Consider the following 11,974-nt stretch of genomic DNA (forward strand, 5'->3'; position numbering starts at 1 on the left):
GGGCGCGCGCGAGGGGGCCGTTTCGGACGGTGGTGCGAATCGCCGGGTGGCGCGGCGGCGCGCGCGGCAGTATGGGCGCGGTCCGGGCCTGGACGGCTGACGAGCGAGTGCTGGGGGCGCGCGTGATACGGCGGTGGCGTACGGCGGCGGGACGGCGAGGCGGCGCGAGGACCGCCCTCGCGCTGACGGCCGTGCCGGTGACGCTGCTGGCGGCACTGCTGCTGCCGGCCTCTCCGGTTGCGGCGGACGACGGCAGCGGTTATGCCTTCGCCCCGGGCGCCCGCACGATCGAGGGTGCCGCCGGCAGCGCGGCCGCCGAACCGCTGGAGCCTGGCACGACCTACCGCAGCACCCTGCCGGACCGGGGCAAGCGGTACTTCCGCCTCGAACTCGCCGCCGGCACCACCGCCTACGTCCCGGTCACGGCGGTGCCGCCGGCCGACGCCACCGTCTCGGCGAGCGACGGCATCGGCGTGTCGGTCCAGGACGCCAACGGCGCCACCTGCGGCTACGACGGCGCCCGCTTCGGCGCCGGCCTGAGCCCCCGGCCGGTCACGGCGCTGGGACGCCGGGACACGGGCCGCACGCTCTGCAAGGACGCGGGCACCTACTACGTGGTCGTCGAACGGCTGGCGTCCGGCTCGCGGACCACGACCCCGGGCAGCTGGGACCTGGAGATCGCGCCCGTCACCGAACCGGGCCTGGTCAGAGCCGGCGCCACCACCGCACCCGGGACCTGGGACTCGGCCTCCCCCGAGCCGGTCACCGGCACCGCCCGCCGCCGTACCGCGGGAGCCGGATTCGCCACCGCCCGCACCCTGGGCCCGGGAGTCTGGCGGACCGGGATCAGCCCCGGTCAGACCCTGTACTACGCGGTACCGGTCGACTGGGGACAGCAGCTCGCCGCCACCGTCGAACTGGGCAGCGGCGGCGACGGCCACGGCTATGTCAGCGCCGCGCTCAACCTCTCCCTGTACAACCCGGTCCGCGGCCCCGTGGAGGACGTCTCCCTCGGCTACGACGGCACCCAGAAGACGTCCTCGCCGGCGCCCCTGCCACCCGTGGCCTACGCCAACCGGTACGCCGTCCCCGGCGAGGAGAACGCCGTCCGCTTCGCCGGCGCCTACTACCTCGTCGTCCACCTCACCGGCCAGACCGCCGACACCTTCGGCAACGGGCCGTACGACGTGACCCTGCGGGTCCGCGTCGACGGCACCCCCGGATCCGGCCCCCGGTACGCCGGTTCACCCGTCCCCAAGGGCGTCTTCGACCCGCCGTCCGACCAGGGCGGCGGCGGCCTGTCGGTCCCGACCGGCGGCGACGGCACGTCGATGCGGCTGCTCGCGGCCGGCGGGATCGGCACGGGCACCGCCCTGCTCCTGGTCCTGGGCGTGTGGACGCTGACCGCCCGCCGGGCTCAGATGCGGGTCAACGCCCAGAAGCCCACGGCGTAACAGGCCAGCGCCAGCAGCAGGATGGGCACGGCGGCCGCCGCGGGCGGCCCGGGCCGGCGCACCTTGCGCCGACGCCGTCCGTGGGTACGCGCCGGGGGCCGCGGCGCCGGCTGCGCGTCGTGGGCGGTGTAGGTGGCCGTGCCGGTGGTACCGGTGCCACCCGTGGCACCGCTGTGCGGCTGGACCGGCGGTAGGGGCTGGGCCGGGGGCCACGGGCTGTGCGACGGGTCCGGCTGCGGCTGCTGATGGGCGGCGTACGGCGGGTACTGCGGTGCGGGCCGCGGCTGTTGCGAGGGCTCCGGGATCGGGGCGGGGGAGAACGGCGCGCTGGGCGGCGGGAGACGGAAGCTCCCGGTGTCGGACATGTCGGCCGGGACCGAGGCGGAGCCCGTGGCGGCGGAGCCGGTGGCGGGGGCGGCGGCCGGAGGCGGGGCCGCGGCCGGTCGCGGGTCGGTGCTTCCCGTCCGGTCCGTGGCTCCCGGTACGGAAGCCGAGCCGGTCGGCGTCGCCGCACCCGGCTGCGGTGTCGCGCCGTGGTCCGCCGGACCGGCGCTCGCCCGCGAACTCGGCTCTCCCGAAACTCCAGTTGTGTTCGCCGTGCCTGTCGCGGTCCCTGTCGGGTCGATCCCGGACGCCGTGCGCAGCGGGCCTGTGGGATCGAATCCCGGCGGCAGCGGGCCCAGTTGGTCGAAGATCTCGATCAACTCGTCGTCGGCGCCCGGCTCGGGGAGGAGTTCCACCGCCTGGGCGAGGGCCTTGCGCGCGCCGGTGGCCGTGCGGAAGCGGCGCTCCGGATCGGGCTGGAGGAGGGTGGCGACCACCTGCCACAGCGGCTCGGGGATGCCCTTGGGCGCTCCCGGTGTGCCGTGTTCGGCGAAGTGCTGGACGAGCGCCTTGGCGTCGGGTTTGGCGCCTTCCAGGAGGAACAGGGCGACCAGGCCGACGGCGAACAGGTCGGCCCTGAAGTCGGGTTCCGCGCCGAGGAGTTGTTCGGGCGCGATGTAACCGGGCGTGCCGACCACGAGGTTGGTCTCGGTCAGCCGGGCCTCGCCGAACCGCATGGCGATGCCGAAGTCCGACAGGCGCAGCCGCGGCCGGGCCGTCCCGCTGGCCTCCAGCAGGATGTTCGCGGGCTTGATGTCCCGGTGGACCACGTCCTCGGCGTGCACCGCGGCGAGGCCGGAGAGCAGTTGGTCCAGGAGCGTGCAGACGAAGCCGGGAGGCAGGGGACCGTAGTCCCCCACGAGGTGGACCAGCGAACCGCCGGCGACCAGGTCCATCGTGAACAGGACCTTGTCGTCGTCGGCGGCCCAGCTGGCCGGAGCCAGGACATGGGGGTGGTCGATGCGCAGCGCCTGCTCGCGGACGAAGCGCAGCAGCGCGTGGGCGTCGCTCTGCTGGAGCACCTTGGCGGCCACATAGCGCTTGCGCCGGTGGTCCCAGGCGCGCCAGACGGCACCCACCCCGCCGTGACCGATCGGGTCGGCCAGTTCGTACCGGCCTGCGAAGACCTCACCCATGACTGCCCGTAGCCCTCCCCCTGCGGTCCCCTCGGTCCCCCCTGCCTCACACCCCCGTTGCCTTCCCCCCGATGAGCGATACGACCCCTCTCGCGTGACCCCCTCGGCCAGGGCCGGGCCCCGCCCGGTTCACCGGACCCCCTCCGGTGCGCCGGGCCGCGGCTCAGCTCTGGTGCGACTGGTAGTGCGTGACGGCGTCGGAGGTACGGCCGGCGCCGTAGACGCGGAGGAACTCCGCGAGCTCCGGATGGGTCGGAGCCAGCGTGTCCGCCGCGTCGATGATGTCACCGGCGGCCGCCACCGAGCGCAGCAGCGACTGGATCTCGCGGACCACCCGCTTGACCGTGGGCGCGCCCGAACCGCTCGTCGTCTGCGTGGTGTTGCTGAGCACCGAGCCCCCCTGGGACTTCTTGATCTCGTCCATCCGCTCGGTCGCCTCGGCCGCGCTCACGCTGCCGTCCGCGACCTGCGCCGCCAGGTCCTGGAGCAGCTGCACCCGCTGGACCACGGCCGGGTTGCCGATCTTCGCCCGCTGCCCGCTCATCAACTGCGACAGCATGGGCGCGGACAGCCCGAGGACCGCCGCGAGACGTGCCTGGTTGAGCCCCAGGTCGTCGATGAGCTTACGGAAGAGCGCCCCCAACGGCTCCCCGTACCAGTTCCGCTGCAGCTCCCGCGCTCTGGCGGTGGCTTCCTGCTGTGCGGCGTCCATTGCGTCTCCCCATCGCTTCCCCAAAAAATCCACGGTTCGCTACAGCGAACCCCGTCGAGCATCCTACGGAGCGTGGTCATCCGCCGGGACCCCCAATCTTTTTGTGAGGTACGGGGGGTGACCCGGTACTCTGGTCTGCGGCACCGGTCGGCGGACGTTCCGCAGGGTCGGCGCTTCCCTCACGGGGCCTTAGCTCAGTTGGTAGAGCGCCGTCTTTGCATGGCGGATGTCAGGGGTTCGACTCCCCTAGGCTCCACCCCGTGAGACCCCTTCGACCTGCGGAAACGCAAGTCGAAGGGGTCTTTTTCGTGCCGGGTCCCGGCCGGATGCCCGCGCGTACGTCTCGTGCCGAGGCGGCTACGTCACGTGACGGAAGCGTGACCGGGCAGTTCGACGGTGACGCGGAGCCCGCCGGCCGCCCGCGGGGTGAGGGCGAGGGTGCCGTCGTGGGCCCGGGCGATGGTCTTGACGATGGCCAGGCCGAGGCCGACCCCCGCGTGGCCCGTCCGTACCCGCTCGGTGCCGCGCTGGAACGGCTCGGTCAGCGTCGAAACCAGCTGCGGACCGAGGGGGCGGCCGGTGTTCTCCACGGTGAGCACCGCGGTTCCGCGGCGGACCCGGGTGGTGACCCACACGGTGCCCTGGCCGGGCAGGTTGTGGACGATCGCGTTGTGCACGAGGTTCGTGGTCAGCTGCAGCAGGAGCGCCGGCGACCCGGTGGCGGGCGTGACCTCGCCGGAGGTCTCGAGGGTGACGCCGTGCCGCTCCGCGAGGGGCAGGAGCGTCTCGGTGGCCTCCTCCGCCATCAGGGACAGATCGACCTGTTCCCTGGTGAAGGACCGCTGGTCGGCGCGGCTGAGCAGCAGGAGCGCCTCGGTCAGGTCGATCGCCCTGGTGTTCACGGCGTCGAGGCGTTCGATGATCTCGCCCGACCGGTGGTCCGGGTCGCTGCGGGCCACGTCCAGGAGCGCCTTCGAGACGGCGAGCGGGGTGCGCAGTTCGTGCGAGGCGTTGGCGGCGAACCGCTGCTGCTCGGCCACGTGCGCTTCCAGCCGCGCGAGCATCGTGTCGAAGGCGTCGGCGAGTTCACGGAACTCGTCCATGCGGCCCGGCAGCCGGATCCGGTGGGACAGCGATCCGTCCGTGGCCAGCCGGGTGGCGTCCGTGATGCGGGTCAGCGGGGCCAGCATCCGCCCGGCGAGGACCCACCCGCCCACCAGGCCGAACAGCAGCAGGAACGTCAGGACGGCGACCGCGGTCGGCGCGAAGGTGCGCACGACGGCCAGGCGGTACTCGGGATCGATGATCAGCCCGGGGTGCGACACGCGGTTGAGGAACACCCACACCGCCGCCAGCAGCAGCGCGCCGGCCAGCATGACGAATCCCGCGTAGCTGAGGGCGAGTTTGAGGCGGGCGCTGGGCCCCGGTGCCCTATCCACGGCCCTCCGCTCCCTCCCGCCCCGTGTCCGGCCGGGTGTCGATGCGATAGCCGACGCCCGGCACGGTGGCGATGACCCAGGGCTCGCCGAGCCGCTTGCGCAGCGCGGAGACGGTGATGCGGACGGCGTTGGTGAACGGGTCGGCGTTCTCGTCCCACGCCCGCTCCAGGAGTTCCTCGGCGCTGACCACACCGCCCTCCGCGCCGACCAGGACTTCGAGGACCGCGAACTGCTTCCTCGTCAGCGCGACATAGCGGCCGTCCCGGAAGACCTCCCTGCGGAACGGGTCCAGACGCAGTCCCGCGATGTCCCGTACGGGAGGCCGGTGGTGGGCGCGTCTGCGGTCCAGGGCCCGGAGCCTGAGGGCGAGTTCCCGGAGCTCGAACGGCTTCGTGAGGTAGTCGTCGGCGCCGAGTTCAAAACCGGAGGCCTTGTCGTCGAGACGGTCGGCCGCGGTGAGCATCAGGATCGGCATGCCGCTGCCGGACGCGACGATGCGTGCGGCGATCTCGTCGCCGGAGGGCCCGGGGATGTCACGGTCGAGGACGGCGATGTCGTAGCTGTTGGTGTCCAGCATCTCCAGGGCGGTCTCGCCGTCGCCCGCGATGTCGGCCGCGATCGCCTCCAGGCGCAGGCCGTCGCGGACCGCTTCCGCCAGGTAGGGCTCGTCCTCGACGATCAGCACACGCATGCGGTCGATGCTACGAGTCGGCCCCTGTCGTCCGCGTATCGAAAACCGCATACGCGGCGGCGACACCGCACGGTGTCGACTGGCGGGACGACGCCGGGAACGCCGGCCGTCGCCGGAGTGATCGAGGACGGACGATGACGCGGAGGGACACCGCTGCGGCGGACACGCCGGACACCGCTGCCACGAGGGACGCGGCCGGTGCGGCGGGTGTGGTGGAGCCCGGCCGGGACGGCTCGGGCCGTCGGGACTCCGGCGCCGGGAGCAGGACCGGACGTGCCCGCTGGGCCGTCCGGGGCCTCCTGCGCCGCGCCGCCCGGCCCGGACCCTGGAGACGCGGCCGGGTGCTCGCCGCCCTGGCCCTGCTGCTCGGCCTGGTCATGCTGCTGCACGCCGGCATCCCGAACCGGATCGGCCACCTGGGCTCTCTCGTGGAGAGCCTGCTGCCCTGGTGCGGCCTGTTCGTGCCGGTGCTGCTGGCCGCCGCGCTGTGGCGCCGCTCCGCTACGGCCGTGGCCGCGCTGCTGCTGCCCGCCGTGGTGTGGCTGAACCTCTTCGGCGGGCTGCTCGCCCACAAGTCCCTCCCGGGCGGCGACCTCACGGTGGCCTGCCACAACGTCGACGCCGGCAACCCCGACCCGGCCGGCACCGCCCGCGCCCTGGCCGCCTCCGGCGCGGACGTGCTCGCCCTGGAGGAGCTGACCGGCGGGGCCACGGACACGTACGAGAGGGAGCTCGCGAGGACCTACCCCTACCACGCGGTGCTGGGCACGGTCGGGCTGTGGAGCAGGCTGCCGCTGTCGGACACCCGGCCGGTCGACATCGGCACGGACCAGGGCCCGCTGGCGGACACCGTCCCGGCCGCCGTCAAGGCGGGGTACAACCGGGCCCTGCGCACCACGGTGACCACCGCCCACGGCCCGCTGGTCGTGTACGTCGCCCATCTCGGCTCCGTACGGCTGCTGCCCAGGACCGGCTTCTGGACGTCCCAGCGGGACGCCGGCGCGCAGGCCCTCGCCAGGGCCGTCGCCGCCGAGCGGACCGAGCGGGTGGTGCTGCTCGGCGACCTGAACGGCACCACGGACGACCGCGCGTTCGCCGGGCTGACCGGCATCCTGCGCTCGGCCCAGGAGGCGGCGGGCGACGGGTTCGGTTTCACCTGGCCCGCGGCGTTCCCGGTGGCCCGGATCGACCAGATCCTCGTCCGCGGCGTGCGGCCTCGGAGTTCCTGGGTGCTGCCGGCCACCGGCAGCGACCACCGGCCGGTGGCGGCCCGGGTCAGCTGGTGAACAGGCCCGCCGCGCCCCGTACCCACGGGACGCGGCGGCGCGCCTGTTTCACGTGAAACGTCGGCTCAGAGTCCCTGGTCGTCGCGGGACGCCTGCTCCTCCGCCTCCTTGGCCTGTACCTCCGGATGCAGGGCGGCACTGCCGTCCACCGAGCCGAGGTGCCCGGATTCCGGGACCTCCGTGGCCGCCGGGGGCTCGACCAGCCAGTCCGGGTTGGCCTGCTTGTCCCACCACTTCCACGTGGCGAAAGCCGCCCCGGCCAGCACGCCGACCACGGCGAACGCCTTGAAGGCACGGCCGAACGACGAACGCCGCTCGTTCCTGCGGGCCAGCTTCTCGATCTCCTCGGCCGAGACGTTGCCACGCAGCGCGGCCAGCGCGGCCGCACCCCGCGACGCGGCCTCGTCACGGACCGGCCCGGCCGCCGCCACGGCCTGCTCGATCCTCGGACGCGAGTAGTCGGCCGCCTGCCGGGCGGCCTTGCGGGTCAGGTCGGCAGCATCGTGCGCCGCCTGGTCCACCATCGGTGGCACATGGGTCCGCGCCTGTTCCAGACGCGGCACGAGACGAGCGTCGTACTGGACGCGGGCCTGCTCGGCGGCCTGCGACACCACGGGCGCGAGCCGTACGCGTGCCTCCTGCGCGTAATACGCGGCACGCTCCTTGGCCGTGTCGGCGTAGGGCGCCACCACGTCCGCGGCGTGCCGCACGCTGTCCTTCGCCGAGCTGGTCGCGGCGCGCACGCTCTCTTTGCGGGTCACGGGTTTCCTCCTCCTCGGTGGCGTACGGTATTTCGACTTTCCACCCTTTAACGGATCATGCCTGTCGACAGGCCGAGCGGCGCGCGAGGACGGGCATACGGGTGCAACCGGAGCTGAGAGGGACCTGCCGACGACGATGCCACGGATCGGTGCCCCGCGCTCCCGACCGGAGTACCCCGTCGGGGTTTCCGCAAGCGATTCGTGAGGATCCGTGTGGGGAGCCGCCTGGCGGGCCACCCGGCCGCCGTGGCGTGCGAGGATCGTGAGGGCGGACCCACTCACCGGGTCACCCCCGCGCACACGAGAGCACGACGGAAGGCGGACCGTGGCCGAGCAGCTCTACGCCACCCTGAAGACCAGTCTCGGTGACATCGAGGTCCGGCTCTTCCCGAACCACGCGCCGAAGACGGTCAAGAACTTCATCGAACTGGCGCAGGGCGAGCGTGAGTGGACCCACCCCGCCACCGGCGCGGTCTCCACCGACCCCCTGTACGACGGCACGGTCTTCCACCGGGTGATCGGCGGATTCATGATCCAGGGCGGAGACCCGCTGGGCACCGGCATCGGCGGGCCCGGCTACAAGTTCGAGGACGAGTTCCACCCCGACCTCCGCTTCGACCGCCCCTACCTGCTGGCCATGGCCAACGCGGGCCCCCGCACCAACGGCTCGCAGTTCTTCATCACGGTCAACCCCGCGCCGCACCTCAACCGCAAGCACACCATCTTCGGCGAGGTCGTCGACGCGGACAGCCAGAAGACCGTGGACAAGATCGCCTCGGTCACCGTCAGCGGGCCGAACAAGCGCCCGGAGAACGACGTCGTCGTGGAGACGGTCGTCGTCGAGAAGCGCGGCGGCTGATCCGGCCGAAGGGAACCAAACGCCCCGCTCGTCCGTAAGGATGTGCGGGGCGGCGTATTGCCCACGACGAACGAGGGGACCCCATGGAGGACCAGGCGACAGGCAGCGCGCGCGACGCCCACAGCCTGCCCATGTGCTACCGGCACCCGGACCGGGAGACCGGTGTGCGCTGCACCCGGTGCGAGCGCCCCATCTGCCCCGAGTGCATGGTCAGCGCCTCCGTGGGCTTCCAGTGCCCCGACTGCGTACGCGGCACCACCCCCGGCGCGAGCGGCCCGCCCGCCGCCGACACCCGCCCGCGCACCATCGCCGGCGGTACCGTCACCTCCGACCCGCGGCTGCTCACCAAGATCCTGATCGGCCTGAACATCGCGGTCTTCCTGGTCCAGCTGTCCGTCGGGGACAGCTTCACCAACCGCTTCGACCTGATCGGCCAGGCCTTCTTCCCGCAGTTCGGCGACATCGAGGGTGTCGCCCAGGGCCAGTACTACCGGCTGCTGACCGCGATGTTCCTGCACGACAGCTCGAACTACATGCACATCGCGTTCAACATGCTCAGCCTGTGGTGGATCGGCGGCCCGCTGGAGGCCGCGCTCGGCCGCGCCCGGTACATCACCCTGTACCTGGTCTCCGGCCTGGCCGGCAGCGCCCTCACCTATCTGCTGGCCGCCCAGAACCAGCCCTCGCTCGGCGCGTCGGGTGCCATCTTCGGTCTCTTCGGCGCGACCGCGGTCCTCATCCGCCGGCTCAACTACGACATGCGGCCGATCATCGCTCTGCTGGTGATCAACCTGATCTTCACCTTCAGCGGCGGCATCGCCTGGCAGGCCCACATCGGCGGCCTGGTCGCCGGTGTGGTCACCGGCTACGCGATGGTGCACGCCCCGCGCGAGCGGCGGAACCTCATCCAGTACGGCACCTGTGCGCTGGTGCTGGTCGTGTCCCTGGTCATCACGGTCGTCCGGACCGCACAGCTCACCTGAGCCGTTCCGCCCGCGCGGCTCACCTGACCCCCTCCGCCCGCGCAGCCGCCTGGGCCCTACCAGCCCACGCGGCTCGTCCGGGCCGGATCACGGCGGCTCACCGCACCGATACCGAACCGTTGTCCACAGTCGGTGGCGGATCTTGTGCACAACGTGCGCGCACGGCTGCGCCCCCTCCATCTCGCCTGTGTTACCGCAGGTCAGGGAGGGGGCGCGGCAAGTCGCGGCGGGCGTTGTGGTAGTCGTACCGGCGTCAACGCCCGACGGGTTATCCACAGATCGTCTTCTTTTCCCCAGGAGGGTGTGGACAGAAGGTCAGGCCTGTGGATAACTCAGCGAACAGCCATGGGTAGAGCTACTTCCACTGCGTGGAGACGCCGAAGCCGGCCGCGATGAACCCGAAGCCCACGACGATGTTCCAGTTGTCGAGGCTGTCGATCGGCAGCGAGCCGTCGGTCACGTAGAAGACGACGATCCAGGCCAGTCCGATGAGGAACATGGCCAGCATCACCGGCGCGACCCAGGCACGGCTGTTCAGTTTGATGGCGGTCGCCTGCTTCGCCGGGGGCGGCGTGTAGTCGGCCTTCTTGCGGATACGTGACTTCGGCACGAGGGTCTCTCCTGTCGATGCGCTGCGTGGCCGCGCAGGTAACTGGGTCGGGCTCGGAGCAGCGTACAAGGGGACACTAAGGGCACACTGACCGCTCCCCCGGGCGTCCGTTAGCGTAGTGCTTCCGCGGCGCCGAAGGAGATAAGGGTACGTTGAGCAATTCTGCCGACTCCAACGCCACCGGATCAACGGGTGAGGACCCGGCGCGCAAGGGTGGCTTCCGGCCGGTGCGGATTCTCACCGTGGCCGTCTTCGCCCTGGCCGGTCTTCTCTTCTTCACCAGCTTCAACACGGCCAAGGGCACCGACATCCGCTCGGACGACAATCTGCTGAAGCTGTCCGACCTGATCCAGGAGCGCAGCCGCAAGAACAAGGAGCTGGACGAGTCCAACGCGGGCTCGCGGGACCGCAACGAGAAGCTCGCCGAACGGGACGACGGCTCCACCAGGGCCGACGACGACAAGCTCTCGGGCCTGGAGAAGGACGCGGGCACCCAGAAGCTGACCGGCGACGCGATCACCGTCACGCTGAACGACGCCCCGCCGAACGCCACCGCCAAGCTCCCCGGCTACCCGGAGCCGCAGCCCGACTACCTGGTCATCCACCAGCAGGACCTGCAGGCCGTGGTGAACGCCCTGTGGCAGGGCGGCGCCCGCGGCATCAAGGTCATGGACCAGCGGCTGATCTCCACCAGCGCCGTCCGCTGCGTGGGCAACACGCTGATCCTCCAGGGCCGCGTGTACTCACCGCCGTACAAGATCCAGGCGGTCGGGGACCCGGCGAAGATGCAGCAGGCGCTCGCGGACTCCGAGGCGATCCAGAACTACATGGTGTACGTCAACGTCTACGGCCTCGGCTGGAAAGTCACCGAGGACGGGGCGGTGACTCTGCCGGGCTACTCGGGCACAGTGGATCTGCACTACGCGAAGCCTGTGGGGTAAGCAGCCCGTCGTTCTCTGGAGCCGCCGGTGCGCGTGATCGTCAGGACCGTCAGCGAGCTCTGCATCACCGTCGGCGCACTCATCGTCCTCTTCGTGGTCTACGTGCTGTTCTGGACCGGGGTGAAGGCCGACAGCGTCATGCACGACCAGATCGACCGGCTGCAGCGGCAGTGGTCGGACAGCGCCACGGTGCAGCGGCCCGGGACCGACGCGAGCGCCGCTCCCGCGGCGCCGGCCGCCTACCACTACGGCAAGCCCTTCGCGATCATGTACATCCCGCGGTTCGGTTTCACGTGGAACAAGCCGGTCCTGGAGGGCACCGGCACCGACGTGCTGCAGAAGGGCCTCGCCCACTACGCCAGGACCGCCCGGCTGGGCCAGGAGGGCAACTTCGCGGTCGCCGGCCACCGCCGCACCTACGGGGACCCGTTCCTGGACTTCCCTCAGCTCCGTCGGGGCGACGCGATCGTACTGACGGACGGTACGACCTGGTTCACGTATCGGATCGACAAAGGCCCCTACAAAACAGTTCCGACGGACGTTGAAGTGATCGACCCTGTGCCACGTAAGTCCGGGTATACGCGTCCAGGCCGCTATCTCACGCTGACCACGTGCGATCCGGAATGGGGGCACAGTCACCGGCTGATCGTCTGGGCGCATCTGGACTCCACACAGCCTGTGGACGAAGGCAAACCCGGGGCGCTGCGCCGTTAGTCTG

The 11,974-nt window shown here is 71.7% G+C and carries 12 protein-coding genes and 1 tRNA gene; 7 read left to right on the plus strand and 6 right to left on the minus strand.

What is annotated here, in order from left to right; translation table 11 throughout:
• Positions 1-122 precede the first annotated feature (122 nt).
• Positions 123-1,454 (plus strand): hypothetical protein, encoded by a 1,332-nt coding sequence (locus tag ACIQOE_RS25045; RefSeq protein WP_401413846.1) that lies wholly within the window; start codon positions 123-125, stop codon positions 1,452-1,454.
• Here ACIQOE_RS25045 and ACIQOE_RS25050 read toward each other — a convergent pair.
• Both ACIQOE_RS25050 and ACIQOE_RS25055 read right to left on the minus strand, forming a co-directional pair.
• Positions 1,418-2,974: a serine/threonine-protein kinase gene (locus tag ACIQOE_RS25050; protein ID WP_401413848.1), complete on the minus strand. Its 1,557-nt coding sequence runs from the start codon at positions 2,972-2,974 to the stop codon at positions 1,418-1,420. The two genes, ACIQOE_RS25045 and ACIQOE_RS25050, sit on opposite strands and share 37 nt — an antisense overlap.
• A gap of 163 nt (positions 2,975-3,137) precedes the next feature.
• The gene (locus ACIQOE_RS25055) at positions 3,138-3,686 is read right to left on the minus strand and encodes a transcriptional regulator (protein ID WP_046727633.1); all 549 of its coding nucleotides are present in this window, start codon (positions 3,684-3,686) and stop codon (positions 3,138-3,140) included.
• 183 nt (positions 3,687-3,869) lie between these two features.
• Between ACIQOE_RS25055 and ACIQOE_RS25060 the strand changes: the two genes are divergently transcribed.
• Positions 3,870-3,942: transfer RNA gene (locus ACIQOE_RS25060), tRNA-Ala, on the plus strand.
• A 106-nt stretch (positions 3,943-4,048) separates the two neighbouring features.
• Here ACIQOE_RS25060 and ACIQOE_RS25065 read toward each other — a convergent pair.
• On the minus strand, positions 4,049-5,125 hold the full coding sequence (locus ACIQOE_RS25065; protein WP_401413850.1) for a sensor histidine kinase: 1,077 nt from the start codon (positions 5,123-5,125) through the stop codon (positions 4,049-4,051).
• On the minus strand, positions 5,118-5,816 hold the full coding sequence (locus ACIQOE_RS25070; RefSeq protein WP_399011751.1) for a response regulator transcription factor: 699 nt from the start codon (positions 5,814-5,816) through the stop codon (positions 5,118-5,120). Before ACIQOE_RS25070 ends, ACIQOE_RS25065 begins: the two co-directional genes overlap by 8 nt.
• Before the next feature lie 134 nt (positions 5,817-5,950).
• Here ACIQOE_RS25070 and ACIQOE_RS25075 point away from each other — a divergent pair, with 134 nt between their 5' ends.
• Positions 5,951-7,102 (plus strand): endonuclease/exonuclease/phosphatase family protein, encoded by a 1,152-nt coding sequence (locus ACIQOE_RS25075; protein ID WP_401413854.1) that lies wholly within the window; start codon positions 5,951-5,953, stop codon positions 7,100-7,102.
• Positions 7,103-7,167: 65 nt separating this feature from the next.
• Here ACIQOE_RS25075 and ACIQOE_RS25080 read toward each other — a convergent pair whose 3' ends face one another.
• Complete coding sequence (locus tag ACIQOE_RS25080) at positions 7,168-7,863, minus strand: DUF5324 family protein (RefSeq protein ID WP_365569255.1); 696 nt, start codon at positions 7,861-7,863, stop codon at positions 7,168-7,170.
• Between the two features lie 325 nt (positions 7,864-8,188).
• Here ACIQOE_RS25080 and ACIQOE_RS25085 point away from each other — a divergent pair, with 325 nt between their 5' ends.
• The gene (locus ACIQOE_RS25085) at positions 8,189-8,722 is read left to right on the plus strand and encodes a peptidylprolyl isomerase (RefSeq protein ID WP_362639947.1); all 534 of its coding nucleotides are present in this window, start codon (positions 8,189-8,191) and stop codon (positions 8,720-8,722) included.
• 83 nt (positions 8,723-8,805) lie between these two features.
• A complete protein-coding gene (locus ACIQOE_RS25090; RefSeq protein WP_401413856.1) occupies positions 8,806-9,705 on the plus strand; it encodes a rhomboid family intramembrane serine protease in 900 nt (299 codons plus the stop codon).
• Between the two features lie 355 nt (positions 9,706-10,060).
• Here the strand turns inward: ACIQOE_RS25090 and crgA are convergent, their stop codons facing one another.
• Positions 10,061-10,315, minus strand: coding sequence for a cell division protein CrgA (crgA, locus tag ACIQOE_RS25095; protein WP_046727637.1), 255 nt, complete (start codon positions 10,313-10,315; stop codon positions 10,061-10,063).
• Positions 10,316-10,467: 152 nt separating this feature from the next.
• Between crgA and ACIQOE_RS25100 the strand changes: the two genes are divergently transcribed.
• Together ACIQOE_RS25100 and ACIQOE_RS25105 are read left to right on the plus strand one after the other, a co-directional pair.
• Positions 10,468-11,256 (plus strand): DUF881 domain-containing protein, encoded by a 789-nt coding sequence (locus ACIQOE_RS25100; RefSeq protein ID WP_401413859.1) that lies wholly within the window; start codon positions 10,468-10,470, stop codon positions 11,254-11,256.
• 27 nt (positions 11,257-11,283) lie between these two features.
• Positions 11,284-11,970: a class E sortase gene (locus tag ACIQOE_RS25105; protein WP_401413861.1), complete on the plus strand. Its 687-nt coding sequence runs from the start codon at positions 11,284-11,286 to the stop codon at positions 11,968-11,970.
• Positions 11,971-11,974 lie beyond the last annotated feature (4 nt).

This window comes from Streptomyces sp. NPDC091282, assembly GCF_044757385.1.
GTDB classification, from domain to species: domain Bacteria; phylum Actinomycetota; class Actinomycetes; order Streptomycetales; family Streptomycetaceae; genus Streptomyces; species Streptomyces gramineus.